Raw genomic sequence first — 23,824 nt, 5'->3', positions numbered from 1 at the left:
GCACGGCAGGTTGGCCCTCCCCCTTGTGGGGAGAGGTTGGGGAGGGGAAAACGTCAAGAGAAAGAATTGCGGGAGACCCCGATGGGCAAGACGATACGGTTGACGATGGCGCAGGCCGTCGCGCATTTCCTCAAAAAGCAGATGACTGTTATCGACGGCAAAAAGGTGCCGATCTTCGGCGGTGTCTGGGCGATCTTCGGCCACGGCAATGTCGCCGGCATCGGCGAGGCACTCTACCAGGTGCGCGGCGAGCTGACGACCTATCGCGCCCATAACGAGCAGGGTATGGCGCATGCCGCGATCGCCTATGCCAAGGCGAATTTCCGCACGCGCTTCATGGCCTGCACGACCTCGATCGGCCCCGGCGCGCTGAACATGGTGACGGCCGCAGGCGTGGCCCATGTCAACCGCATTCCCGTTCTCTTTCTGCCGGGCGACGTCTTCGCCAACCGCGCGCCGGATCCGGTGCTGCAGCAGATCGAGGATTTTGGCGACGGCACGATCTCTGCCAATGACGCCTTCCGTCCGGTTTCGCGGTACTTCGACCGAATTACCCGGCCGGAGCAGATCATCTCGGCGCTGAAGCGCGCCATGCAGGTTCTGACGGATCCGCTCGATTGCGGCCCGGTGACATTGTCGCTCTGCCAGGACGTTCAGGCCGAAGCCTTCGACTATCCGGAAAGCCTGTTTGAGGAGAAAGTATGGGCGACCCGCCGGCCGCAGCCGGATGCGGACGAGCTGGCCAATGCCATCGCGCTGATCAAGGCCTCGCAGAAGCCGGTGATCGTTGCCGGCGGCGGCGTGCTTTATTCGCAGGCGACAGTGGAGCTCACGGCCTTTGCCGAAACTCACGCCATTCCCGTCGTCGTTACCCAGGCCGGCAAATCCTCGATCAACGAGACGCATCCGCTGGCGCTCGGCTCGGTCGGCGTCACCGGCACGTCGGCGGCGAATGCGATCGCCGAAGAGACGGACCTCGTGATCGCCGTCGGCACGCGCTGCCAGGATTTCACCACCGGCTCCTGGGCACTGTTCAAGAACGACAGCCTGAAGATGGTCGGCCTCAATATCGCCGCCTATGACGCGGTGAAGCATGACAGCCACCCGCTCGTCGCCGATGCGCGTGAAGGGCTGAAGGCGCTTTCTGCGGGGCTATCCGGCTGGAAGGCGCCGGCAGCGCTTGCCGAGAAGGCGGCTGCCGAGAAGAAGGTCTGGATCGAAGCGGCCGCCAAGGCGATGGCGACGACCAATGTCGCCCTGCCCTCCGACGCCCAGGTCATCGGCGCTGTGGTGCGCACGATCGGCGGCGAGAACACGACCCTGCTGTGTGCTGCCGGCGGCCTGCCGGGTGAATTGCACAAGCTCTGGCCGGCGACCGCACCGGGCAGCTATCACATGGAATACGGCTTTTCCTGCATGGGCTACGAGATCGCCGGCGGGCTCGGCGCCAAGATGGCGCGTCCCGAACGGGATGTCGTCGTCATGGTCGGCGATGGCTCCTACATGATGATGAATTCCGAGATCGCCACTTCGGTCATGATCGGACTCAAGCTCAACATCGTCGTGCTCGACAATCGCGGCTACGGCTGCATCAACCGGCTGCAGATGGGAACCGGCGGCGCCAACTTCAACAATCTGCTCAAGGACTCCTATCATGAGGTGATGCCGGAAATCGATTTCCGTGCGCATGCCGAAAGCATGGGTGCCATCGCTGTCAAGGTCCGCTCCATCGCAGAACTTGAACAGGCGATCGTCGACTCGAAGAAGAACGATCGCACATCCGTCTTCGTCATCGACACCGATCCCTTGATCACCACTGAGGCCGGCGGACATTGGTGGGACGTTGCGGTGCCGGAAGTCAGCCCGCGCGAAGAGGTCAACAAGGCGCGCAAGGGCTACGTCGAAGCCCGTGCTTCCCAGCGCATCGGCTGATCATATTACCGTCATTTTTCCGGAGGAGCGGCCCCGCTCCTCCGCAATGTCTTCAAGGAGAATATTGATGAAGGCCAAACTCGGCATGTCGCCCATCGCATGGTGGAACGACGACCTTCCTGAACTCAGCGACGACGTGTCGCTGGAGGAATGCCTGCGGCAATCGCGCAGCGCCGGTTTCACCGGCATGGAGCAAGGCCGCCGCTTCCCCAGCAATCCCCAGGAGATGCTGCCCATCCTGCGCGCCGCCGACGTGACCCTATGCGGCGGCTGGTTCTCCGGCACGCTTGTCAATGAAGAGCTTGCCGCCAACAAGGACCGCATCGCGCCGATGATCGAGCTGTTCAAGGCGGTCAATGCGCCCTGCATCGTCTATGGCGAAGTCGGCCGCTCCATCCAGGGCGACCGCTCCAAACCGCTCGCCACCAAGCCGCGCCTCTCCGAAGACGAGATGAAGACCTATGGGCGCCGCGTCACCGAATTCGGCGAATGGTGCGCCGAACAGGGCATGCCGCTCTCCTATCACCACCACATGGCGGCCGTCGTCGAAACCGAGCCGGAACTCGACGCCTTCATGCGCTCCTCGGGCGAAGGCATTCCGCTGCTGCTCGACGCAGGCCATCTCGCCTTTGCCGGCGGTGACGTGCTGCGCGCCATCGACCATCACCACGCTCGAATCAACCATGTTCACGTCAAGGACATCCGCAAAGCCGTCGTCGACGGTCTGGACCGCAGCCGCCACTCCTTCCTCGATGCCGTGGCGCTCGGCGCTTTCACCGTGCCGGGCGACGGCTCTCTCGATTTCTGCGCCATCGTGCAGCGGCTGGCCGATTATGGCTATGAAGGCTGGTTCGTCGTCGAGGCCGAACAGGACCCGCGCAAAGCGCCGCCACAGAAAATGGCGGAAATCGGCCATGCCGAACTGATGCGTGTGATGACGGCCGCGGGCTACACCGTAGAGACGGAAGGTTTCCCTAAGGGATAAAGGGACGAAGACCCCTCCCAACAAGGGGACGAACTGGCCGGAACCACTGGAGCAAGCGGCCCCCATCCGCCCTTCGGGCACCGTTGCCGGGGTTGAGCCACAGGTCTCACCCCCTCCTTCGGCCCCCCCACAGGGGAGAAGGGGAAACGGAAAGGGCGCGGCATCTTCCTTCTCCCCATCGGGGAGAAGGTGGCGGCAGCCGGATGAGGGGGCCACGCCCACCAACTTACGAGGAGAAACACCAATGCCAAACCTCAAGGTAAAACCATCAGGCACGCATGGCCGCGTCACGCATGTCACCCCGGAAAATGCCGGCTGGACCTATGTCGGCTTCGATCTGCACCGGATCAAGCCGGGCGAGACCGTTTCGGGAGAGACCGGCGATCGGGAAGTCTGCCTCGTCTGGGTCACCGGCAAGGGCAAGGCATCGGCCGGAAACCGCGATTTCGGCACGCTCGGGCAACGCATGAACCCATTCGAGGGCGCGCCGCATGCGCTTTATATCCCGCTGGGCTCGACGTGGTCGGTGACGGCTGAGACCGATCTAGAGCTCGCCGTCTGCTCGGCGCCCGGCGGCGGCGGCTACCAGGCGAAGGCGATTCCGCCTGGCACGCATCCGCAGGTGACGCGCGGCAAAGGCACGAATGTGCGCTACGTCAACAATATCATGCCTGAGGACGACAATTCGGCGCATTCGCTGCTCGTCGTCGAGGTGATCACACCGGGCGGCCACACCTCCTCCTACCCGCCGCACAAGCATGACCAGGACGACCTGCCGAATGAGAGTCTCCTGGAGGAGACCTACTACCACCGCCTCAATCCGCCGCAGGGTTTCGGTTTCCAGCGCGTCTACACGGACGACCGCTCGCTCGACGAAGCAATGGCGATCGAGGACGGCGACGTGACGCTCGTGCCGAAGGGCTATCACCCCTGTGCGGCAACGCATGGTTATGATCTCTATTATCTCAACGTCATGGCCGGACCGAAGCGGATCTGGAAATTCCACAATGCCGCCGAACATGAGTGGTTATTGAAGGCATGAGAGCGGCGTCGATCCGCGCTATGGAGCGCGGCTCAGATTGCCGACACTACCTGCCCACTTCTTTTTCGCGATGCTCAGCTTGTCCGATTGCTGTTGAGATCGGACCCCGTGATTTTGCCCCTCACCCTGGCCCCGTAATGACGGGGAGAGGGAACGTGCCCGGCGAGAGCGAGGTGGAAACGGCAAGCGCACGGCATGCCCCACTTACAGAGAGAAGGTGCCGACAGGCGGATGAGAGACTGCCATCGGCATCTCCCCAGCCGAGGCGATCTCAGGCGGGAAGAAGCCCATAGCGCCAACCACGGCGTTTGGCGTTCTGCGACAGCACCACAAAGGCCAGTACGAGCATGCCTGCCTCGGCAAAGGCCGGCACCATCCAGATCCCCTGCTCGCCGAAGACATAGGGCAGCAGGAAGGTGAGCGGCAGGGTGAGCAGATAGGGCCGCGACAGGCCGAAGATCGCCGCGCGCGGCGCATCGCCGATCGTCTGGAAATAAGACGAGAGAATCAGCATCTGCCCAAACAGGAAATAGGCGCCGATCGTCCAGGGCAGAATTCGCCGGACCTCGGCGACAATAGCGGGATCGCCGACGAAGACAGCGCCGAGGCTGCCGGCCAACAATTCCACGGTGATCTCCACCAGGCTGCAATAGACGAGCGCCGAAAGCATGGCGATCTTCAGGCTGCGGCCGACGCGCAGCCTGAGACCGGCGCCGTGATTGTTGCCGGCAATCGTCTGCAGGGCGATGCTGAGGCCAAGCAGCGGCAGATAGGTAAAGGTCATGATGCGGGTGATGATGCCGTAGGCGGCGACGGTGGCCGCATAATCACGCATGCTCCAGAGTGAGACGTTGACCAGAATCGCCGCCGAGGCCAGCGATATGCCGATGAAGCCGAGGCTCATGGGCGCACCTAGGGCGACGATGCCGCGCCATTCGACAAGGGCGAATGCGGGAGAAGGCCTCAGCGTCGCCGGCCCGCGTTTGCGATAGGCGAGCACGGTCGCAAGACAGACCAATTGCGCGGCGATGGAACCCGCCGCCGAGCCGAGCACGCCCCAATGCAGCACCGCCATGAACAGCCAGTTGGCGACGATATTGAGCAGCGAGGCCGACAGCGTCACCAGTGTCATGAAACCAATCTTGCCTTCGCAACGCAGTCCGTCGAGATGCAGCGACAGCAAGAAACTCACCGGCGCGGCGGCGACCATCGCACCCATGAAGAGCTTGGCGCCGTCAGCCACGGCGACATTGCCGGCGGCGCCTGCATCGATGATGTGGCGGCCGAGGATCCAGTAGACCACGCCGAGGCTCAGGGCGACGGCGAGCGCCAGCGTATGGGCGCCGGCAAATACGAGGCGTGCCCCTTGGCGGTCGCCGGCGCCCAGCCGGCGGGCGAGGATGCTCGCCATGCCGTTCGAGACCAGCGACTGCAGAGCGACCAGCAGCATCAGTCCCGGGAAGATCAGGCTGACGGCAGACAGCGCGTCCGGACCGACATAAGCGCCGAGGAAATAGGCGTCGACAACGGCAAACAGGCCGTTCAGCGTGGTGATCGCGACGATCGGCGCCGCCGTTTTGAGGAAAACGCCTGGCAGCCAGCCTGAGAGAAAGGCGTTGTCTTGAGAAAGATCTGTCATGGGGAAATCCGTGAAATATCAGGCGAAGCCCGACCCCGGCTTGATATGAATCGGATCCGGGCGCCTCGAAGAAGAAGAGAAACTATCTACAGTTCGAGCACCAGGTGCGGCAGGCCGTTCGAGGTCTTCCTCGGTGAGACGCCGTCGGCGTCGATCTGTGCCGTCACGCGCCGGCGAAAGGCCGAAAAGCTCTCAAAAGTGACAACATCAACCGCCTCGTCGAAATGGATGGTGATGCGGTGGAGGCCGCCCGGCAGAGCCGACAGCGAGAGGATTTCGCCGGTGAACGGCTGATTGAGATAACAGCGAGAGGATTTCGCCGGTGAACGGCTGATTGAGATAACGGCCGCGAATTTGAGCGCCGACGAAGAGCGGTGTCTTCGCAGCCGCATTGGGCCTTGCGGCAAGAGCCGCCAGCGTATTCCAGTCACGCACGCCGTGCTGACGGGCAATCATTTCCAAGGCCGCACTGTGGGTCAGCGCGGTGCCGCGATCGTTCATCGCCTGGCGCAGGCGCCTGGCCTGAGCCTTCAATTCGTCAATTCCGGGATAGGGCGTCATGGAGTGAGCCTCGCGAGGCATGCTCTTCGACTGCCGATGGGAGCTCGCATTGCCGTCAGTCAGCATGCACAAGGGGCCGTGACCTGATCTCAAGGGCTTCACCATGGATTTTCATCCGCGAGCGGCCGGTGCCTCGAACCGGCGTTTTGTATGCGCGATCGCCGTCCGCCTGTCAAGAATAGCGCAGCTGCCCAGAGGAATGGGCGAATTTGAAGCAAATCTGGACGAAATTGGTGCGATTTTCAGCCGATTTCAGCAAAAGCCTTCAATTTTAACGATGATCTTCAGTAATCGTCAGCACTCTTGCGTTAATCTCCGCCCTACGATGAGCGGAGGCTAAAAGGGCCTTTAGATGCACCTCGACACAGAACACCCCAAGCCGGAACGCGCCTACAGGGAATTCCATCTCGATAGGCCCGGCAACATCATCTTCGTCGGCCATCACCTCAGCACCGGTACGCAGGTGCGCTGCCTGATCCGCAAGATCACCCTTGCCGGCGCGGTGCTCGAAGTCAGCCCGAGCCTCGAGATGCCGAGCCATTTCTTTCTCGAAATACTCGGCATCCATGACGAAATCGGCGCCACCATGGTCAAGCGCGAGGACGAACTGGTGACCATCAGCTTCAACATGCTGCTCAATCCGGAATTCCTGCACCACGTGCTGCGATTGAGCTTCGAAAACTGAGGCTTCTTGCAATCGGCGCGCTATCGCGGTGGGTTCTCCTCGTCTCGCTTCGTCTTGCGGCCAGATGTGTCATGATCGGAATGATCCAGAGAAGTCCGCGCCATTCAGGGCCGTCGAGCGGATCGGCCATGGGATCGCGGCGCATCCGTCGATTGCGGGATGCGACTTCCTTGAAAAGAACTACCCAGTTGAGAAGCATTGCCTATCCTCCATCTATTGCTGGAGCACTTGAGCTAGGTCTTCACGCCCTCGCTATGTAGAGGCGCTGGGGAAAGGGGGTTTTCATCCATGAAAGATGCGAGCTGGGACGATCTGCAACTTTTCTTCCACGTCGCGACCAGCGGCGGGCTTTCGGCGGCGGCGGCGCGCACCGGGCTCAGCGCGCCGACGATCGGCCGGCGCATGCTGGCGCTCGAACAGGTGACCGGCCGTTCGCTGTTCAGCCGCGGCCCCACCGGTTATCTCCTGGCCAAGGATGGTCAGGAGCTGCTCGATCGCGTCCGGCTGATGCAGGATGCGGCGCGGGCAATCTCCGACTGGCGCGGTGAGGTGTTGACGTTGCCGATCGTCTCGACGGCCGCCGACAGCTGGACCTCGCGCTTCATCGCCGACCACCTGGCCGGCGTCTGGACGCCGAAGGACGACTTCCGCATGTGTTACAAGACCCGTGACGCGAGCGTCGACTTCACCTATCGCGAAGCGCATATCGCCATTCGCCACAGCCGGCCGGACAGCGGCAACGTCGCGATCCGCCGTTCAGTCAAGGTCGCGCATGCCGTTTACCAGGCGGCCTCCTTTGACGAGTCGAATTGCAACTGGATTTCGCTCGGCACCGACACCGCCATCACGCCGGCGGACAAATGGACTTTCGAACAACCGGATTACTGGATCACCAGCTGGACGAACACGCCGCATATGCTCTTTTACCTGATCCGTGGCGGCGCCGGCCGCGGCGTGCTGCCCTGTTTCATCGGCGACCAGGAGCGCAGTCTCGTCCGCGCCGGTCCTGTCATCGACGAACTGACCTACGAGATGTGGATCGTCGCCCATGACGACGAGCGGCAAAGGCCTGAAGTCAGGACCGTCATCGACCGCCTGGCGACGCTGTTTGCCGATCATGAAGATCTGTTTGCCGGGCAGAGACCGTCAGCCTGAGGCGGACAGCTCGGTTTTGCTCATGCGGCGAGATGCCGCTCGATCTCGTCGACCGGAAGATTGGTGTAGTCTTTCGCCAATTCTGCCGATATCGCCGCCTGCGTTTCGGCGCTCAGCGCCGGTCGCAGCGTGCCGAGCGCCTTCGGCGGCGCGATGAGGACGATACGGTGCGCATCCTTTGCCTGCGTCAGCTCGTCTATTCGTTCCGCCACATGTTTCAGAAATTGAGCCTCGGCCTGCTCCTGCCAGCTGGTTTCTTCGACAGCACTGCGGCTCAATCCATCGGCGGCGTGGCTGCGGCCGGGCTTGTCGGAACCGATCTCGCGATCGGGCTCGCTCGGCTGCGTCAGGGTTTCCAACACCTTCAGGTTCATCAGTTGGGCATCGCCGGCATTCTGCATGATCAGAGCCTTGGCTCCATTGCAGACTACGACCCATGATTTCCCAGGGATTCTGACGTCGGTCATCTTCAACTCCTCGCTGTCGTCATGATCGAAGCGCGCCTTGCTTCATCGATCTAGGCAGAACGCCCGGCCATTGAAAGAGTTCGAGAAAATTGCGCCGAAATCGATCGGGCCGCAATCCGGCTCTCTCTCGATCAGCTTGCACCCCCTAATGCGACCCTCCCCTGGCCTTGCGGCCGGCCACCACCGCAGGCCAATATCTCACCGCTGGAATGTTCGGCTGAAACCCGGTTTCGGATGGCCGTCCGCGTCCCGATTGTGAACATCCGGTGTCCCGCTTGGGAACAAAATCTAAACTCGCTAAAATTGTCATTTTATATTTGACGAATGTGCAAAACATTCGTGTGACCTTGGCCGGAGCAAGATCAGCTTGCGCCAGAGCAAGAACCCCAACTGTGCCCTGTCTGACGGAGAATGAAGATGACTATGCTCCGCGCCACACACCTTGCCACGGTCAAATCCGCCATTTATGACCTGCGCTGGGAAGAGTTCCACGTCAAGCGCCCGGCCCGTATCGTCGCCGTCCGCCCGTGCCTCACCGGCGTATCGATGCGAAGCGCCGAGATCATCGACATATCGCAGGGTGGTGCCACCTTCATCGTGTCGACAACCGCCGGCCTGCCGAAACATTATTATCTCAACATTCTCGGCCTCGCTTATCGGATTGGTTGTGCCGAGGTCTACCGCCACAAAGAACGCATCGGCGTAAGGTTCATCAACCTCCTGGATCCCGAAGTTCTGCGCCGCGTCGTGCGCACCGATTTCCTTGTCGGCAATATGGAAGCGATCGACGCCCGGCGAGCGCCGATGTTCCGGGAGACGAAGCCGGCGGCCGGCTTCGGCGTAAGCCCTTAGAGCGGAAGCGCTCGAAGGGAAAATGTTCAGCAATTCAAAGCGGTGCGCCGCCCCCCGCTTTGCAATAGACGCGCCAAAGCCGCTGCGGTTGCGGAATAATCTTGCTTGCCTTGGCCGTGTCCGGGCCTATTGTTGCGCCCTGATGTCAACATGTCCGGGAAACCGCCTTCGCATGTCCGCCTTCTCGCGCTTTACGCCCCTTATCAGCGCCCTGCCCTCCACAGTTCCCTTCGTCGGTCCCGAGGCCATCGAACGCCAGCGCGGACACGCCGTGCTGGCGCGCATCGGCGCCAACGAGAACGGCTTCGGCCCGGCCCCTTCCGTGCTCGCCGCGATGCGTGAAGAGGCACACAACATCTGGAAATACAACGATCCGGAAAATTTCGCGCTCCGGGAAGCGCTCGCCGCCCATCTCGGCGTCGCGGCCGCCAATATCGCCATCGGCAGCGGCATTGACGAATTGCTCGGCCAGATCGTCCGGCTGGTGATCGAGCCGGGCGCGCCCGTCGTCACCTCGCTCGGCGCCTATCCGACCTTCAATTTCCATGTCGCCGGGTTCGGCGGCCGCCTGGTGACCGTTCCCTACATCAACGACCGCGAGGATCTCGACGGGCTGCTCGATGCCGTCAGGCGCGAAAATGCGCCGCTCGTCTATTTCGCCAATCCCGATAATCCGATGGGAAGCTGGTGGGACGCCGACGGGATCGTCGCTTTCGCCCGGTCGCTGCCCGAGACCACGATGATGGTGCTGGACGAAGCCTATAGCGAGACCGGGCCGGCAAATTCGCTGCCGTCGATCGCCTCGCTCATCGATCTTCCGAACGTCGTGCGCACTCGCACCTTTTCCAAGGCCTACGGACTTGCCGGCTCGCGCACCGGTTACGTCATCTCGACATCAGGCACGGCGCAGGCCTTCGACAAGATCCGCAATCATTTCGGCATGAACCGGCTGGCGACGGCCGCAGCACTGGCCGCGCTCAACGACCAGGCCTATCTGATCGAGGTGGTCGGGAAAATCCATCGGGCGCGGGAGCGGATCGGCCACATCGCCCGGCTAAACGGTCTTGAGCCGCTGCCGTCAGCGACGAATTTTGTGGCGATCGATACCGGCCGCGACGGCGCCTATGCGCGGGCGATCGTCGATGGCCTGATGGAACACGGCGTCTTCATCCGCATGCCGGGCGTCGCGCCGCTCAATCGCTGTATCCGCGTCAGCGTCGGACCTGAGGCCGACATGGCGCTGTTCGAGGAAGCGCTCCCGCAGGTCTTGAAGACGATCGCCTGACAGAACGGAAACACCGCGGCTGGTGAAGGTTCCGGCCGCGGGGGTGTTATTCCTGTCCGCTCACTGACATCGGTCATTCCTCAGCTGAGTTCCTGAGCGAGTCCGATGAGGATTCCTTCAGGCCCACGGATGTAGCAGAGCCGATACACGTCCTTATAGTCGACGGCTTCGCCGACGAGTTCGGCGCCGTGTGTGTGGAGCCTTTCAAGTGTGTCACCGAGGTCATCAACCGCGAACATGACGCGGAGATAACCGAGCGCGTTGACCGGGGCGTTCCGGTGATCCGCGACGACATCAGGGGCGAGGAAGCGGGAGAGCTCGAGCCGGCTGTGTCCATCCGGTGTGCGCATCATGGCAATCTCGACATGCTGATCGCCCAGTCCGGTGATGCGTCCCGCCCATTCTCCTTCGACAGCAGCCCGGCCTTCGAGCTCAAGGCCGAGCTCGCGAAAGAAATCGATCGCCCTTCCGAGGTCTTCGACGACGATTCCCACATTGTCCATTCGCTTGAGCGCCATGTTTCAATCTCCAATGTGTCGTTTCAATCGACAAGGTGTCGCCTCGTCGAACAAAAGACGTGTCGGGCACCCCAACACCGACAGCCATCCAGGCCAGTTCGCTGTTTTCCACATCGAGAACTTGAATTATGGAGCGGCGCATACCGCCGCCCCCGGTTTCACACCGGCTCTTAGTGAACCGTCATCCATTCGCGGGCGGCGCGCAGCGCTTCCACCAGCTGCATCTTATTCATGGTGGCGGCCACGTCGGCGCGAAGCTCGGCGGCGCGGTCGTTGCCCTTGATCGCGGCGATGTTCAGCCACTTGTGGGCGGCAACCAGATCGACGTCGCAGCCGCGGCCGGTCGCATACATCAGACCCATTTCGCAGAAGACATCGGCGCTGTTGTTGTCGCCACCCATGGTGGCCGTTTCAGCATTGTGCATTTCAAAGCGTGCCATCGGTTTATCCCTGTTAGCCTGTTTACGACTTACCCTGTTTTACCTCCGGGCCTTGCCGTCTATCGCGGCTTTGCGGCCCTTCTGGTCCGGCGGGTTCGCCCCGCTCGTTTGATGGCTTGACTATGCCAAACGGCCTTCAAAAAACGCCTAAAATGCATGATTAATTTGAGACAAACAAACTGCAAACGCTTGGTAAAATTGGCTTTTTGTTAAACATCAGATGCCTTGGGACTTGGGGATTTTCGCTCAAATTTTACAAAAGATTCAGGTTGGGAAATAAACGGATCGTTCATCATGAAATCAGCAGGTGACATGGCTTGAAAATCCAATGACCGGATTTTCGGCCGCTTCAGGGGACGGCGAACGACGTCATATGTATTTACCTTTACGTTCGCGTCAGTTATTTTCGCGGCCGGTCAGAGGACATCAGGGAGGAAAAGATGATCCGCAGTTTCATTCTTGCCGGCGCCATCGCCGTGATCGCGGGCACAGTACAGGCCGAAGAGCCGATCGTCGGCAGTTGGAAGACGGCCTCCGGCGAAACGGCGGTGATTGCGGCCTGCGGCGGGAGCTATTGCGTGACGCTGAAAACCGGCAAATATAGCGGCCGCAAGATCGGCACGCTTGCCGGCACCGGCGGCAGCTATGCCGGCGAGATCACCGACCCGGCTGCCGACAAGACCTATAGCGGTTCGGGCAAGGTTTCCGGCAATTCGCTGAAGATGCAGGGCTGCGTGCTGAAAATCCTCTGCAAGACGCAGACTTGGACACGGCTCTGACGCGATAAGGCTGGCGCCACAATCATCCCGAATGCGCAATCACGCCGGCCGAAATGCCGGCATGATTCGAAGCCTTCCTGCTTGCCGATCCTCATTACAGCCGCCCGAGCCCGCCCCGCAAGCTGAACGGCGGATGAACCGGCATCTCAGCACTCGTTCAGCCGACATATGGCAAAACTCATGTCACGGTTAAGTTGCGTATCGGGGCTTGAGATGAACTTCTATATTCTGGCAAGACGTTTCAGCATCATAACGCTGTTTGCGGCGATCTTCGCCGTCACATTTTCAGCGGTTGTCGTGCACAATGGCGGCGGCGGCACGCAGTCGCATTTCGGTGCGATCTACACCTGCCTGGAGAGAAGCGGAACCTTCTGCGCGCCCGCGGTGCAGTGACCGGCATCAGCCCCACAGAGGAAAAAATAGGATTCTGCCGGCGCACGTCGTTTGCTTGTCAAAAACAACTCTCTATAATGCGCCATGAACAAACGAATCTCCCCTCTGTCGCCCCTCGACATATCATCTCCGCCCCCTTTCCAGCCTGAGAGCTTCGATGATCCCGCCAAGGCCGTCGAGACGCTGACGGCGCTTTACGAGCGCAATACGGCGTTCCTGATCCAGAGCTTCACCGAGCTTGCCCAGGGCGCTCCGATCGCCTCGCGCTACCGCGCCTTCTATCCGCAGGTCAGCATCGAGACGACGAGTTTCGGCCATGTCGATTCGCGCCTCTCCTACGGCCACGTTACGGCGCCCGGCATCTACACGACGACGGTCACCCGGCCGAAGCTCTTCAAGCATTACCTGAAGGAGCAGCTGTCGCTCCTGATAAAGAGCCACAATGTTCCGATCGTCATTTCGGAATCGTCGACGCCGATCCCGTTGCACTTCGCCTTCGGCGAGGGCGCGCATGTGGAAGCATCGACCTCCGCCTTCGTCGACGTGCCGATGCGCGATATCTTCGACACACCCGACCTCAACACCACCGACGACGAGATCGCCAACGGCGAATATATCCCGCCGCCGGGAGAGCCCTCGCCGCTTGCGCCGTTCACCGCCCAGCGTATCGATTATTCGCTTGCCCGGCTGTCGCATTATACGGCCACGCATGCCGAGCATTTCCAGAACTTCGTGCTGTTTACGAACTACCAGTTCTATATCGATGAATTCTGCGGCTGGGCGCGCAAGCTGATGGCGGAGGGCGGCGACGGCTATACGGCCTTCGTCGAGCCCGGCAACATCGTCACCCTTCCCGGCTCGAACGTGCCGGAAACGGATGCGACACTGGCCCGCCTGCCGCAGATGCCGGCCTATCATCTGAAGAAGAAGGGCCATGCCGGGATCACCATGATCAATATTGGGGTCGGCCCCTCCAACGCCAAGACGATCACCGACCACGTCGCCGTGCTGCGCCCGCATGCCTGGCTGATGCTCGGCCATTGCGCCGGTCTTCGCAACAGCCAGCGGCTCGGCGATTACGTTCTCGCCCATGCCTATATGCGCGAAGACCATGTTCTCGACGACGACCTGCCGGTCTGGGTGCCGATCCCGGCGCTCGCCGAAGTGCAGGTGGCGCTGGAAGCGGCCGTTGCCGAAATCACCGGCTATGAGGGTTTCGAACTGAAGCGCATCATGCGCACCGGCACCGTCGGTACGATCGACAACCGCAACTGGGAACTGCGTGACCAGCGCGGGCCGGTGCAGCGCCTCTCCCAAGCGCGCGCCATCGCGCTCGACATGGAATCGGCAACGATCGCCGCCAACGGCTTCCGCTTCCGCGTACCCTACGGCACGCTGCTTTGCGTTTCCGACAAGCCGCTGCACGGCGAATTGAAACTTCCGGGCATGGCGACGGCCTTCTACCGCACGCAGGTCAACCAGCATCTGCAGATCGGCATCCGCGCCGTGCAGAAGCTGGCCGCCATGCCGAAGGAAGCGCTGCATTCGCGCAAACTGCGCAGCTTCTTCGAAACGGCCTTCCAATAGGCCGTTTCCTCATCTGTCCGTGACGGCAGCCGCCGAGTGCTGTGCGAGCATCTGCGGCCTGCCGGGGGCAATGTTCAGCCCTGCGATCAACAGGGTGAAGGCGACGAAGACGAAAGAGACGCGCAGAAGGACCTTCAGCCCATCGCTTTCGTCGAATGCCAGCCCGCGTCTCTCATGGCGGCGTGCCCAGATCTGGCTTGCCAGCGCGATTTCAAGAATACTCATTTCAGTTCTCCTCGACAGGGTTTGACGAGGCCTTGTCGAGTGCTGCCTTGCGATTTCGACAGGCGACCGGCACAAAAGATTTTTCCTGACGCTGTCGAAATTCCCGCACCCCATTCGTCCAGAGGTATGGAAATCCTGCAAGGAGGCTGCCCACGATGAAATATCTCTGCCAGGTCTGGTTCGATGGCGCGATACTCGACGCCATGACCAGAGAGGAGAAGGCCGAACTCGACTCGAATTCTCTGAACTATGACCGGGATCTCGTCGAAAGCGGGCATATGATCGTCGCCCAGGCGCTGCAGCGGCCGACGTCGGCGGTAACGGTCCGGGTGCAGGCCGGCGAGACATCAGTGACGGACGGCCCCTTCGCCGAGACCAAGGAGGCGCTCGGCGGCTTCATTCTGATCGAGGCCAAGGACCTTAACGACGCGATCCGTGTTGCCTCCGGCATCCCGCTTGCGAAGCTCGGCGCAATCGAAGTGCGGCCAATCCACGAATTCGCAGCCAAATGAGGAGAAACCGATGAAATTTTTATGCCAGATCTGGTTCGACACGGAAAAAAGCAAGCTGGTCCCTCAGAGCGAATGGGATGCGCTCACACAGGAGTGCATCATCAGCGACAATCGATGGCGCGAGAGCGGTCACCTGCAGGTGGCGCTCGCCTTGCATGAACCGTCAACAGCGGTCACGGTCCGCTTGCGCAATGGTGAAGTCTCTGCGACCGACGGCCCATTTGCCGAAATCAAGGAGCACCTCGGCGGCTTTGTGCTTATCGAAGCCGAGAATATAGAGGAGGCGAAGACGATCGCGTCGACTTTTCCGATCCTCAAATATTCCTCGATCGAAGTGCGCCCGACTTACGCGATCCAGGATGGGAAATAGCCATGCGCTACATCTGCCTGATCTACAACAGCGCCGACACGGATGGCAGGCTGACGCCTGATGAGACCGATGAACTCATCAAGGCGCATCTCGCTTTCGATGAGGAACTGCGCCGCGATGGCATCATGATCCATTCCGATGCCTTGGAGATGCCTGACCAGGCGACGGTGCTGCGCGTTCGCAACAACACGCTCTCCGCTACCGACGGTCCCTATGTGGAGACGAAGGAGCATCTGGCCGGCTTCTACGTCATCGAGGCGCCTGATCTGGCGAAGGCGAAAGAGATTGCCGGAAGGATCCCTTCGGCGCATTTCGGCGCGGTCGAGCTCAGGCCCGTGCGAACACTCACCATGCCGGACTGAGGAGGAGCGCCCCTGGAAAGCGTGATCGATGAGATTTATCGGACCCAGTCGCGCCGGGTGCTGGCGACGCTGATCCGCCTGCTCGGCGATTTCGACCGGGCGGAGGAAGCGCTGCACGATGCCTTTGCCGCGGCTGCCCGGACATGGCCGGACGACGGCATTCCCGGCAACCCCTTCGCATGGCTCGTTTCGACGGGACGCTTCAAGGCGATCGATACGATCCGGCGCCGGGCGCGATTCGATGCCGCGCAGCAGCACATCGAGGACAGTCTCTACACGATCGACGAAACGGAAATCGGCGACATGGAAGCGATCGAGGACGATATGCTGCGGCTGGTCTTCACCTGCTGCCACCCCGTTATTCCCGCCGATGCGCAGACAGCGATGGCACTTCGGGAAATCTGCGGATTGACCACCGAAGAGATCGCTCATGCCTTCCTCGTTCCGGCACCGACGGTGGCGCAGCGGATCGTGCGCGCCAAGGGCAGGATCCGGGCGGCGAAAATCCCCTATGAAGTGCCCGGCCGCGAGGCTTTGCCGGAGCGGCTCGACCGGGTGTTGCACGTCATCTACCTCGTCTTCAACGAAGGTTACTCCGCCTCCTCGGGCGAAGACGTGGTCCGCGCCGACCTGACCGCAGAGGCGATACGGCTGGCGCGGCTCGTTCTCACGCTTCTCCCGCATCCCGATGTCTCCGGCCTGCTGGCCCTGATGCTGCTGCAGGACTCCCGCCGCAACGCCCGCCGCGGCGAGCTGGGATCGCTGGTGCTGCTTGCGGATCAGGACCGCTCACTCTGGGACAATGCGAAGATTTCGGAAGGCCTGACCCTGCTTGCCGAGGCGATGCGAGCTGGAGAGATCGGCACCTACACGCTGCAGGCGGCGATTGCCGCCGAACATGCCCGGGCATCGGCAGCCGAAGAAACCGACTGGCGGCGGATCGTCTTCTATTACGATCTTCTTTTGGCGGCGCAGCCCTCCCCGATCATCGAGCTCAACCGTGCGGTGGCGATCGCCATGGCGGAAGGGCCGGCGAAGGGGCTCGAGCTGATCGATGCCATTCTAGGACGCGGCGAGCTCCAGGCCTATCACCTCGCCCATTCGGCGCGTGCCGATTTCCTGCGCCGTCTCGGCCGCGCCGAAGAGGCGATCGCAGCCTATCAGAAGGCACTATCGCTTTGCCGGCAGGAGCCGGAGCAGGCTTTTCTACGGAAACGGATCTCAGAGCTTGCCGCGACGCCCGAGCGGCAGTGAGATCGCCGTGCCCGTCAGCGCCGAGACGATGATCAAGAGATGCGCATTGACGCTCGCCTGCGCCAGCACGGCAAGCGCCACCCGCTCGCTCGAGGCTCCGAGCGCAATAGCGCCGGCGGTGATGCCTGCCGGATAGGTCCCGACTCCGCCCGGCGCGTGCACCGGCAGAACGGAGGAGAGCTCGCCGCCAAGCGCGCCGCCGAAGCTTGCCGCCATCGGCAGCACTCCCATCAGGCCCAGCGCCCATGCGAGCACGATCACCTTCACCAGCCAATTGACGATGGTCATCGCCCAGGCGCGCGCAAAAGCGGCGGCATTGAGCGGCAAGCCGTTTTCGATCTCGACCACAAATTTCTGCACCTTCGCAGGCAACAGCCTGGAGGCGACACGGAACAGCGGCTTGCGTGCGGCGAAAGCTGCGACCGGCAGCAGCAGGAAAATCGTCCAAAGCGACCATGCGACCAGCGCATCGGCCGCGGCGAGCGCAAAGCCGATGCCAGCCGCCGCCAACAGGGCGTGCAGGTCGAGCAGCCGCATGACGAGAAGAGCCGAGGTTCCGCGCGTCAGAGGAATGCCGAATTCGGTGCGCATCAACAGGGGAAAACTGGTCTCGCCGGTGCGGAAGGGCAGCATGATGTTCAGGAGATTGTGAATCTGCGTAACGCGGAAGAGGATCGCGAACCTGCCCGCCGTCTCCTTTGGAAAATAGTCGTAGATACGCCAGGTGCGCAGGAAATAGGTGCCGGTCAAAGCCGCGAGCGCTCCGATCACCGGGCCTGCCCCAACCTCGGCCCATTGGCTGATGATGACCGGCCAGCCCCAGAACCATTGCACGAAGAGCGCATAGGCTGCGACAATTACGACCGTCAGCGCCGTCATGCGATTGCGCATAAACCAGGACTGCTGGCTTTCAACGATCGAACTCTTCATGTAGTAGGCATTCCTCGCTTGGCGTCGACACAGGCCTCGGTTCCGTCGCCAGGCGTTTTAGGAGAAATGAAGGTTGCGCACAACGGTGGAGTTGACGGCGGTGGCGGCGAGATCGCTTTAAGGCCGAGGCTCCCCCCGCAGACCGATAGATGACGGCGCCTCGCCGGCCTGACTTGGAGATCGAAGTTGGAGCGCATTACCAGAACCATTACGAGCGCGAGCATTTTGCTGGCAGTCTATTTCCTGCTGAACATCGCGCTCCGCATCGCGCTGCCTCACACGCTCGATCTCGACGAGGCGGAGCAAGCCTTCTACTCGCAATATCTTCTGGCCGGCTACGGCCCGCAGCCGCCCTTCTACAACTGGATCCAATACGCCATCGTCTCGGTGACCGGTATCACGATGTGGGCGCTCTCGGTTCCGAAGAACATCATTCTCTTCGGCTGCTATCTTTTCTATGGGTTGGCTGCCCGGGAGGTGCTGAAGGACCGTATGCTCGCACCCATCGCCATGCTGAGCCTGATCACCCTGCCACAGGTCGGCCTGATGGCGCAGCGCGAACTGACCCATACCGTTGCCCTGCTGTTTGCGACCTCGCTCTTCCTCTTCGGCTTTTTCCGCACACTGCGTCAGCCGACCGTCGGGAGTTATCTCGTCATCGGCATCGCCACCGGCATCGGTTTGATCTCCAAATACAATTTCGCCATCCTGCCGTTTGCCGCCTTCATCGCCGTCCTGCCGGACTGGAAGTGGCGCAGCCGTCTGTTCGACTGGCGCCTGCTGCCGGCGGTCGCAATCGCCATTCTGATCGTTCTGCCGCATGCGCTCTGGCTGCCCGATAACCTCGTCAGCGCTTCTGCTCCAACCGTGGAGCGGATGACCGCCGAGCACGAGGCCGCCGCCGGCCTGCCGCGTATCGGACAGGGGCTGCTCTCCCTCGTCATCGCCGTCCTCGGCTTCGTCGCACTGCCGATCGTGCTGATCGCAGCAGCCTTCCGACGGGATTTCTTCCGCGCACTTTCAGCGTCCAGCCCGATGATCCGGGTCATCGAGCGGATGATGATCGTCAGCCTGCTAGCATTCGTCGGCATCGTTGTATTCGCCGGCGCGAGCGATATCCACGAGCGCTGGCTCGACCCCTGCCTGCTCGTCCTGCTGATCTATCTGTTTCTGAAGCTGGAAACCGCAGGCATCGATCTTTCCGCCGGGCTCGCACGCTTCCGGCCTGTGGTGCCGGTCTTCATGGTCGTCATCCTGGCCATCCTCCTGCTCAGGATCGTCGCCATTCAATATATCGGCACCTATACGAGAACGAATGTGCCTTTCTCCGGCTATGTCGCCGAACTCACGAAGACCCGCAAACCCGTCCTGATCGTGGCGGGAACGAAGTTCGTGGCAGGCAATATGAGGCTGCGATTTCCCGACGTTCCGGTCGTAATTCCATTTTTTCCAGGCCCCGGAGTTCCCGAATATGCCGCTGCCAAGGGTCCTGTGCTCGTCGTCTGGCGCGGTGAAACGGCAAATGACCCAACCATTTCTCCGGGTTTTGCCAGCGATCTGGTGAAATCGGGTATTCATCTGAAAGAGCTGAACACGTTGACGCTGCCCTATCTTTTCGGCGACGGCAAACATACCTTCTCCATTGGCTATTCCTGGGTGGAAGGCGGCGCGAAATAGGGTTCCGGCAAGTCGGCCGATTGCCGGGAAAGCTGCATTGCCCGCTGGCAACGGGCGGACACTTCATGTAGTAGGCTTCCGCAAGCGCGGCGGCGGCAGTAAGATTGCAAGGCCGCCCGGCCTTTTGGAGATGCAAAGTTGCAGACAACGGTAGAGCCCATTCGCGGCACGAATGATCCGGTACAATCGCTCGAGCTGTCGCTGGTCGTGCCCGTTTTCAACGAAGAGGAAAGCGTCGGGCCGCTGGTCGAGCGTATCCTCGCAGCGATGGCCCAGTATCCCAATCGCTGGGAACTGATCCTCGTCGACGACGGCAGCACGGACGCGACGCTCGTCAACGCCCGCAAGTTCGTCGGCCGCGAGGGGCTGGCGCTCAGGATCGTCGAACTGCAGCGCAATTTCGGCCAGACCGCTGCCATGCAGGCCGGTATCGACACCGCCCGTGGCCGGCTGATCGCGACCATGGACGGCGATCTGCAGAACGACCCGCGGGATATTCCTTCGATGGTCTCCGAGCTCGAGCGGCGCGAACTCGACCTCCTGGTCGGCTGGCGCAAGAACCGCAAGGATGGTCTGCTCCTGCGCAAGATCCCCTCCTGGTGCGCCAATTACCTGATCGGCCGCATCACCGGCGTCAAGCTGCACGACTACGGCTGCAGCCTGAAGATCTACCGGGCCTCGATCATCAAGCAGGTCAAGCTGATGGGCGAGATGCACCGCTTTATCCCGGCCTGGGTCGCCGGCGTCGTCCCGAGCTCGCGCATCGGCGAGATGGCCGTCACGCACCATGCCCGCGAGCACGGGGTTTCGAAATACGGAATTTCGCGCACATTCCGCGTCATCCTCGATCTGCTGTCGGTGATGTTCTTCATGCGCTACAAGGCGCGGCCCGGGCATTTCTTCGGTTCGCTCGGCCTCGGCCTCGGCGCGGTTGCCGTGCTGATCCTGCTCTATCTCGGTTTCGACAAATTCATCATGGGCAACGACATCGGGACACGCCCGATGCTGATGGTCGGTGTCGTGCTCCTGCTGTCGTCGGTGCAGATGATCACCACCGGCATCCTGGCGGAAATGATCGCGCGCACCTATTATCGTGACGACGCCTCCCCGAACTATATCGTGCGGCAGATCTTCGACGATCAAAGCCAAGCGTAAGCCGGCAGCATGATGCTGGAACGCGCGACGAGGACGATCAGAACCGCGGCGCTGCTCCTTGCAGCCTATTTCGTGCTGAACATCACGCTGCGATTGGCGCTTCCGCATTCGCTGGAACTCGACGAGGCCGAGCAGTCCTTCTTCTCGCAATATCTGCTGGCGGGCTACGGCCCGCAGCCGCCCTTCTACAACTGGATGCAATATGCCGTCGTTTCGGTGACCGGCATGTCGATCGGCGCGCTCATTGTCCCGAAGAATATCCTGCTCTTCCTGTGTTATATCTTTTACGGCCTTGCCGGGCGCGAGGCGCTGAAGGATCAGGGGCTTGCCGCCGTCGGCATGCTGGCGCTGATCACCCTGCCCCAGGTCTCCTACATGGCGCAGCAGGATCTAACCCATACGACGGCGCTGCTCTTTGCAAGCTCGCTCTTCCTCTACGGCTTCTTCCGCACGCTCGAGCGGCCCGATCTCGGCAGCTACATCCTGCTCGGGCTTGCGACCGGCATCGGGCTGATCTCGAAATATAATTTCGCGCTGATGCCGGTCGTCGCGCTGATCGCCATCCTGCCCGATGCAAAGTGGAGGCGCAGGGCGCTCGACCGGCGCATCCTGGCGGCGATCGCCGTCGCGCTCGTCATCGTGCTGCCGCATGCGATCTGGCTGCGGAGCAACCTTGAATTCGCCTCCTCCGATACTCTGGTCAAGATGGCGGCCGGCAACGAACCGGCCGGCGCCGTGCGGATCGGCAGGGGCGTTGTCGCCTTTCTCGTCGCCATCATCGCCTTTGCGGCGCTGCCCGTCGCCATTTTCGCCGCCGCCTTCCGCCGGGATTTCTTCCGGGCGCTGTCATCGGGAAGCCGCTGGACCGGAATGATGGAGCGGATGATGCTCGCGAGTCTGGCGGGTATTCTTCTCATCGTGCTGTTTACCGGCTCCACGACGGTGCGTGAACGCTGGCTCGACCCGTTTCTGCTGGTGCTGCCGATCTACTTCCTGGCCAAGATGCAGGCGGCCGGGCTCGACCTTTCCGCCGGACTGCGCCGCTTCCGGCCAGTCGTGCCGGTGCTGATGGCCTGCGTGCTGGTCGCGCTCGGGTTCCGCGTCGTCGGCGCCGGGCAGATCGGAACCTACAGCCGACCGAACGTGCCGATGGCCGATCTCGCACGCGACATGACGCGAGAGTCGAAACCCGCGCTGATCATCGCGTCGGATACCTATGTCGGCGGGAACATGCGGCTGCAATTTCCCGACGTGCCCGTGGTTATCCCGGATTTTCCGGCGCCCGGCATCCCGGCCTATGCGGCATCGGGCGGACCGGTGCTCATTGTCTGGCGCGGAAAAAGAACGGCGACGGCGGCGGATGCCGTCATGCCGGAGCGATTTTCATCGGCGCTGACGGCGGCGGGCATTGTACCGCAGGAGATCGGATCGCTGTCGCTTCCCTATTACTACGGCCGCCAGGGCGACAATTTCGCGCTCGGCTATGCTTGGGTTCGGCCGGAGGCGAGATAGATGACCGAGACCAGCCTTCGCGACATAAGGTGGATTTTCGTCCTGCTGGCCGGCTATTTCCTGCTTCAGGTCGGCGTACGGCTTGCGACCTCGCATTCGCTCGATCTCGACGAGGCCGAACAGGTCTTCCGCTCACAATGGCTCGCCGCCGGTTACGGCCCGCAGCCGCCTTTCTACAACTGGCTGCAATATGCGGTCTTCCAATTTACAGGCGTCTCGCTTGCCGCCCTGTCCGTCGTAAAGAACCTTCTGCTTTTCATCTCCTATCTGCTCTACGGCCTGACGGCGCGGCTTATCCTGCGTGACAAGGCGCTCGTGGCAATCGCAACACTCGGGCTGCTGACGATCCCGCAGATGGTTTTCGAGATGCAGCGGGACCTGACCCACACGGTTGCGGTCTTCTTTTCGGCCAGCATCTTTTTCTACGGCTTCATCCGCAGCCTGAAGCAACCGAGCTTTGCCTCCTACCTGATCGCCGGTGTCGGCATCGGTTTTGGCCTGCTTGCCAAATATAATTTCGCCATCCTGCCGGCGGCAGCCCTGATTGCCGCGCTGGCGGATGCGCGCCTGCGGCCGCGGATCTTCGACCGAAGGCTGGCGCTCACGGCTGTTGTCGCGCTCGTCATCACCTTGCCGCATCTCTTCTGGCTGAAGGACAATCTCGATTTCGCGACCGCCCGCACGCTGGAGAAGATGACTGCAAGCGGCAATGCGAGCTATCTCATGCAGGTTGCCATGGGTGCCAGCTCGCTTGCCCTCGCCATCATCAGCTTCGCCGGATTGACCGTGGCTGTGTTCGCAGTCGTCTTCGGCAGGACGCTTCGCCTGTCGTTGGCCTCCCAATCGGAATGGACGCAACTCCTCGAGCGGATGATGCTCGTCTTCGCCGTCGGCATCCTACTGTTGATCGTCTTCGGGGGGGCTGCCGGCATAAAGGACCGCTGGCTGGTGCCGATGCTCTTCATCGTGCCGCTTTATCTCTGCCTGAAGATCGAGGCGGCGGGCGCGGAAACCGAGAGGGCTTTCCGGCGTTTCATGCCGGTCGTTGCCGTCATCATGATCGGCGTGCCGGCAACCCTTTACGGCAGTGTGGCGAGCGCGCGCTTCACAGGACACTACGAGCGGCTGAACAGGCCCTATGCCAGCATGCTCGAAATCTTGCGCAAACAGGCCGAACCGGCGGCGATCCTTGCCGGCGACAGCCTGCTTGCCGGCAATCTCAGACAGGATATCGCCGGCGTACCGGTCGTTTCCGTGGATTATCCCGGCTTTAAACCGGATCTCTCCGCTCGGCGGCCGATTCTGCTCGTCTGGCTGATCGCACATAAGGGCGAAAACGAAGCGCTTCCGCCTGATATGGCTCAATGGCTTCAAGCCAATCTCGGCGTATCCGCGCCCGAGGCCTCGGTAATCGACGTGCCCTATTTCTATCAGCGCGGCGACGATAGCTATCGTTTCGGCTATGCCTGGGTTCATCAGCCGAGCTGAGCGGTTCGACCCTTGTCTA

At 61.6% G+C, this 23,824-nt stretch carries 25 protein-coding genes and 1 pseudogene; 18 read left to right on the top strand and 8 right to left on the bottom strand.

Translation table 11 applies throughout. From position 1 onward, the window contains the following. The first annotated feature begins 81 nt into the window (after positions 1 to 81). From iolD to iolB, 3 genes are all read left to right on the top strand, one after another. Entirely contained in the window at positions 82 to 1,932 is a 1,851-nt protein-coding gene (gene iolD / locus J0663_RS15615) for a 3D-(3,5/4)-trihydroxycyclohexane-1,2-dione acylhydrolase (decyclizing) (RefSeq protein WP_207241217.1), read from the top strand. A 67-nt stretch (positions 1,933 to 1,999) separates the two neighbouring features. Continuing rightward, a complete protein-coding gene (gene iolE / locus J0663_RS15610; RefSeq protein ID WP_207241216.1) occupies positions 2,000 to 2,917 on the top strand; it encodes a myo-inosose-2 dehydratase in 918 nt (305 codons plus the stop codon). A 244-nt stretch (positions 2,918 to 3,161) separates the two neighbouring features. Then, positions 3,162 to 3,959 (top strand): 5-deoxy-glucuronate isomerase, encoded by a 798-nt coding sequence (gene iolB / locus J0663_RS15605; RefSeq protein WP_207241215.1) that lies wholly within the window; start codon positions 3,162 to 3,164, stop codon positions 3,957 to 3,959. A gap of 271 nt (positions 3,960 to 4,230) precedes the next feature. Here the strand turns inward: iolB and J0663_RS15600 are convergent, their stop codons facing one another. Continuing rightward, positions 4,231 to 5,598, bottom strand: coding sequence for an MATE family efflux transporter (locus J0663_RS15600; protein WP_207241214.1), 1,368 nt, complete (start codon positions 5,596 to 5,598; stop codon positions 4,231 to 4,233). Between the two features lie 86 nt (positions 5,599 to 5,684). Beyond that, positions 5,685 to 6,159 (bottom strand): annotated as a pseudogene (locus J0663_RS15595) (glyoxalase superfamily protein). Positions 6,160 to 6,511: 352 nt separating this feature from the next. Here J0663_RS15595 and J0663_RS15590 point away from each other — a divergent pair. Then, positions 6,512 to 6,844: a hypothetical protein gene (locus J0663_RS15590; RefSeq protein WP_207241213.1), complete on the top strand. Its 333-nt coding sequence runs from the start codon at positions 6,512 to 6,514 to the stop codon at positions 6,842 to 6,844. Here J0663_RS15590 and J0663_RS31275 read toward each other — a convergent pair. After that, positions 6,795 to 7,043, bottom strand: a complete 249-nt coding sequence (locus J0663_RS31275) for a hypothetical protein (RefSeq protein WP_246590296.1) — start codon at positions 7,041 to 7,043, stop codon at positions 6,795 to 6,797. The two genes, J0663_RS15590 and J0663_RS31275, sit on opposite strands and share 50 nt — an antisense overlap. Before the next feature lie 89 nt (positions 7,044 to 7,132). Here J0663_RS31275 and J0663_RS15585 point away from each other — a divergent pair, with 89 nt between their 5' ends. After that, a complete protein-coding gene (locus J0663_RS15585; protein WP_207241212.1) occupies positions 7,133 to 7,999 on the top strand; it encodes a LysR family transcriptional regulator in 867 nt (288 codons plus the stop codon). Positions 8,000 to 8,019: 20 nt separating this feature from the next. Here the strand turns inward: J0663_RS15585 and J0663_RS15580 are convergent, their stop codons facing one another. Continuing rightward, positions 8,020 to 8,466 carry a baeRF12 domain-containing protein gene (locus J0663_RS15580; protein ID WP_207241211.1) on the bottom strand — a complete coding sequence of 149 codons (447 nt, stop codon included), beginning with the start codon at positions 8,464 to 8,466 and terminating at the stop codon, positions 8,020 to 8,022. A 417-nt stretch (positions 8,467 to 8,883) separates the two neighbouring features. Here J0663_RS15580 and J0663_RS15575 point away from each other — a divergent pair, with 417 nt between their 5' ends. Further along, positions 8,884 to 9,318: a PilZ domain-containing protein gene (locus tag J0663_RS15575; protein ID WP_207241210.1), complete on the top strand. Its 435-nt coding sequence runs from the start codon at positions 8,884 to 8,886 to the stop codon at positions 9,316 to 9,318. Between the two features lie 172 nt (positions 9,319 to 9,490). After that, complete coding sequence (locus J0663_RS15570) at positions 9,491 to 10,603, top strand: pyridoxal phosphate-dependent aminotransferase (RefSeq protein ID WP_207241209.1); 1,113 nt, start codon at positions 9,491 to 9,493, stop codon at positions 10,601 to 10,603. Between the two features lie 80 nt (positions 10,604 to 10,683). Here J0663_RS15570 and J0663_RS15565 read toward each other — a convergent pair whose 3' ends face one another. Both J0663_RS15565 and J0663_RS15560 read right to left on the bottom strand, forming a co-directional pair. Then, the gene (locus J0663_RS15565) at positions 10,684 to 11,121 is read right to left on the bottom strand and encodes a VOC family protein (RefSeq protein WP_207241208.1); all 438 of its coding nucleotides are present in this window, start codon (positions 11,119 to 11,121) and stop codon (positions 10,684 to 10,686) included. A gap of 170 nt (positions 11,122 to 11,291) precedes the next feature. After that, positions 11,292 to 11,561, bottom strand: a complete 270-nt coding sequence (locus J0663_RS15560) for a sel1 repeat family protein (protein ID WP_207241207.1) — start codon at positions 11,559 to 11,561, stop codon at positions 11,292 to 11,294. Positions 11,562 to 12,001: 440 nt separating this feature from the next. Here J0663_RS15560 and J0663_RS15555 point away from each other — a divergent pair, with 440 nt between their 5' ends. The 3 genes from J0663_RS15555 to J0663_RS15545 all read left to right on the top strand — a co-directional run bounded on the left by J0663_RS15555 (position 12,002) and on the right by J0663_RS15545 (position 14,320). Next, on the top strand, positions 12,002 to 12,340 hold the full coding sequence (locus J0663_RS15555) for a DUF2147 domain-containing protein (protein ID WP_207241206.1): 339 nt from the start codon (positions 12,002 to 12,004) through the stop codon (positions 12,338 to 12,340). A 213-nt stretch (positions 12,341 to 12,553) separates the two neighbouring features. Next, entirely contained in the window at positions 12,554 to 12,733 is a 180-nt protein-coding gene (locus tag J0663_RS15550) for a hypothetical protein (RefSeq protein WP_207241205.1), read from the top strand. An 84-nt stretch (positions 12,734 to 12,817) separates the two neighbouring features. Further along, positions 12,818 to 14,320: an AMP nucleosidase gene (locus J0663_RS15545; protein WP_207241204.1), complete on the top strand. Its 1,503-nt coding sequence runs from the start codon at positions 12,818 to 12,820 to the stop codon at positions 14,318 to 14,320. Between the two features lie 9 nt (positions 14,321 to 14,329). Here J0663_RS15545 and J0663_RS15540 read toward each other — a convergent pair whose 3' ends face one another. Then, on the bottom strand, positions 14,330 to 14,545 hold the full coding sequence (locus tag J0663_RS15540) for a hypothetical protein (RefSeq protein ID WP_246590295.1): 216 nt from the start codon (positions 14,543 to 14,545) through the stop codon (positions 14,330 to 14,332). Between the two features lie 155 nt (positions 14,546 to 14,700). Between J0663_RS15540 and J0663_RS15535 the strand changes: the two genes are divergently transcribed. The 4 genes from J0663_RS15535 to J0663_RS15520 are packed head-to-tail and all read left to right on the top strand — an operon-like array spanning position 14,701 to position 17,043. Beyond that, entirely contained in the window at positions 14,701 to 15,057 is a 357-nt protein-coding gene (locus J0663_RS15535) for a YciI family protein (RefSeq protein ID WP_207241202.1), read from the top strand. A 10-nt stretch (positions 15,058 to 15,067) separates the two neighbouring features. After that, a complete protein-coding gene (locus tag J0663_RS15530) occupies positions 15,068 to 15,427 on the top strand; it encodes a YciI family protein (RefSeq protein WP_207241201.1) in 360 nt (119 codons plus the stop codon). A gap of 2 nt (positions 15,428 to 15,429) precedes the next feature. Beyond that, positions 15,430 to 15,789 (top strand): YciI family protein, encoded by a 360-nt coding sequence (locus J0663_RS15525; protein ID WP_207241200.1) that lies wholly within the window; start codon positions 15,430 to 15,432, stop codon positions 15,787 to 15,789. Positions 15,790 to 15,801: 12 nt separating this feature from the next. Then, on the top strand, positions 15,802 to 17,043 hold the full coding sequence (locus tag J0663_RS15520; protein ID WP_207244513.1) for an RNA polymerase sigma factor: 1,242 nt from the start codon (positions 15,802 to 15,804) through the stop codon (positions 17,041 to 17,043). Here the strand turns inward: J0663_RS15520 and J0663_RS15515 are convergent. Further along, entirely contained in the window at positions 17,011 to 17,973 is a 963-nt protein-coding gene (locus tag J0663_RS15515) for a lysylphosphatidylglycerol synthase domain-containing protein (RefSeq protein WP_207241199.1), read from the bottom strand. The two genes, J0663_RS15520 and J0663_RS15515, sit on opposite strands and share 33 nt — an antisense overlap. A 186-nt stretch (positions 17,974 to 18,159) precedes the next feature. Between J0663_RS15515 and J0663_RS15510 the strand changes: the two genes are divergently transcribed. From J0663_RS15510 to J0663_RS15495, 4 genes are all read left to right on the top strand, one after another. Then, entirely contained in the window at positions 18,160 to 19,650 is a 1,491-nt protein-coding gene (locus J0663_RS15510; RefSeq protein ID WP_207241198.1) for an ArnT family glycosyltransferase, read from the top strand. Between the two features lie 138 nt (positions 19,651 to 19,788). Continuing rightward, positions 19,789 to 20,805, top strand: a complete 1,017-nt coding sequence (locus tag J0663_RS15505; RefSeq protein ID WP_207241197.1) for a glycosyltransferase family 2 protein — start codon at positions 19,789 to 19,791, stop codon at positions 20,803 to 20,805. 12 nt (positions 20,806 to 20,817) lie between these two features. After that, complete coding sequence (locus J0663_RS15500) at positions 20,818 to 22,317, top strand: glycosyltransferase family 39 protein (RefSeq protein WP_207244512.1); 1,500 nt, start codon at positions 20,818 to 20,820, stop codon at positions 22,315 to 22,317. Further along, positions 22,318 to 23,805: an ArnT family glycosyltransferase gene (locus tag J0663_RS15495; RefSeq protein WP_207241196.1), complete on the top strand. Its 1,488-nt coding sequence runs from the start codon at positions 22,318 to 22,320 to the stop codon at positions 23,803 to 23,805. Positions 23,806 to 23,824 lie beyond the last annotated feature (19 nt).

The organism is Rhizobium lentis (assembly GCF_017352135.1).
GTDB lineage: Bacteria > Pseudomonadota > Alphaproteobacteria > Rhizobiales > Rhizobiaceae > Rhizobium > Rhizobium lentis.
The sequence above is the reverse complement of the archived record's forward strand: the minus strand, read 5'-3'. Positions and strand labels throughout refer to the sequence as shown.

Excerpts from the sequence above, each read along its gene's own strand:
- iolE (WP_207241216.1), top strand. The coding sequence starts at position 2,000 with ATGAAGGCCAAACTCGGCATGTCGCCCATCGCATGGTGGAACGACGAC.
- J0663_RS15600 (WP_207241214.1), bottom strand. The coding sequence starts at position 5,598 with ATGACAGATCTTTCTCAAGACAACGCCTTTCTCTCAGGCTGGCTGCCA.
- iolB (WP_207241215.1), top strand. The coding sequence starts at position 3,162 with ATGCCAAACCTCAAGGTAAAACCATCAGGCACGCATGGCCGCGTCACG.
- J0663_RS15545 (WP_207241204.1), top strand. The coding sequence starts at position 12,818 with ATGAACAAACGAATCTCCCCTCTGTCGCCCCTCGACATATCATCTCCG.
- J0663_RS15585 (WP_207241212.1), top strand. The coding sequence starts at position 7,133 with ATGAAAGATGCGAGCTGGGACGATCTGCAACTTTTCTTCCACGTCGCG.
- J0663_RS15575 (WP_207241210.1), top strand. The coding sequence starts at position 8,884 with ATGACTATGCTCCGCGCCACACACCTTGCCACGGTCAAATCCGCCATT.
- J0663_RS15540 (WP_246590295.1), bottom strand. The coding sequence starts at position 14,545 with ATGAGTATTCTTGAAATCGCGCTGGCAAGCCAGATCTGGGCACGCCGC.
- J0663_RS15525 (WP_207241200.1), top strand. The coding sequence starts at position 15,430 with ATGCGCTACATCTGCCTGATCTACAACAGCGCCGACACGGATGGCAGG.
- J0663_RS15495 (WP_207241196.1), top strand. The coding sequence starts at position 22,318 with ATGACCGAGACCAGCCTTCGCGACATAAGGTGGATTTTCGTCCTGCTG.
- iolD (WP_207241217.1), top strand. The coding sequence starts at position 82 with ATGGGCAAGACGATACGGTTGACGATGGCGCAGGCCGTCGCGCATTTC.
- J0663_RS15555 (WP_207241206.1), top strand. The coding sequence starts at position 12,002 with ATGATCCGCAGTTTCATTCTTGCCGGCGCCATCGCCGTGATCGCGGGC.
- J0663_RS15565 (WP_207241208.1), bottom strand. The coding sequence starts at position 11,121 with ATGGCGCTCAAGCGAATGGACAATGTGGGAATCGTCGTCGAAGACCTC.
- J0663_RS31275 (WP_246590296.1), bottom strand. The coding sequence starts at position 7,043 with ATGCTTCTCAACTGGGTAGTTCTTTTCAAGGAAGTCGCATCCCGCAAT.
- J0663_RS15535 (WP_207241202.1), top strand. The coding sequence starts at position 14,701 with ATGAAATATCTCTGCCAGGTCTGGTTCGATGGCGCGATACTCGACGCC.
- J0663_RS15515 (WP_207241199.1), bottom strand. The coding sequence starts at position 17,973 with ATGAAGAGTTCGATCGTTGAAAGCCAGCAGTCCTGGTTTATGCGCAAT.
- J0663_RS15500 (WP_207244512.1), top strand. The coding sequence starts at position 20,818 with ATGCTGGAACGCGCGACGAGGACGATCAGAACCGCGGCGCTGCTCCTT.
- J0663_RS15560 (WP_207241207.1), bottom strand. The coding sequence starts at position 11,561 with ATGGCACGCTTTGAAATGCACAATGCTGAAACGGCCACCATGGGTGGC.
- J0663_RS15580 (WP_207241211.1), bottom strand. The coding sequence starts at position 8,466 with ATGACCGACGTCAGAATCCCTGGGAAATCATGGGTCGTAGTCTGCAAT.
- J0663_RS15530 (WP_207241201.1), top strand. The coding sequence starts at position 15,068 with ATGAAATTTTTATGCCAGATCTGGTTCGACACGGAAAAAAGCAAGCTG.
- J0663_RS15590 (WP_207241213.1), top strand. The coding sequence starts at position 6,512 with ATGCACCTCGACACAGAACACCCCAAGCCGGAACGCGCCTACAGGGAA.
- J0663_RS15550 (WP_207241205.1), top strand. The coding sequence starts at position 12,554 with ATGAACTTCTATATTCTGGCAAGACGTTTCAGCATCATAACGCTGTTT.
- J0663_RS15570 (WP_207241209.1), top strand. The coding sequence starts at position 9,491 with ATGTCCGCCTTCTCGCGCTTTACGCCCCTTATCAGCGCCCTGCCCTCC.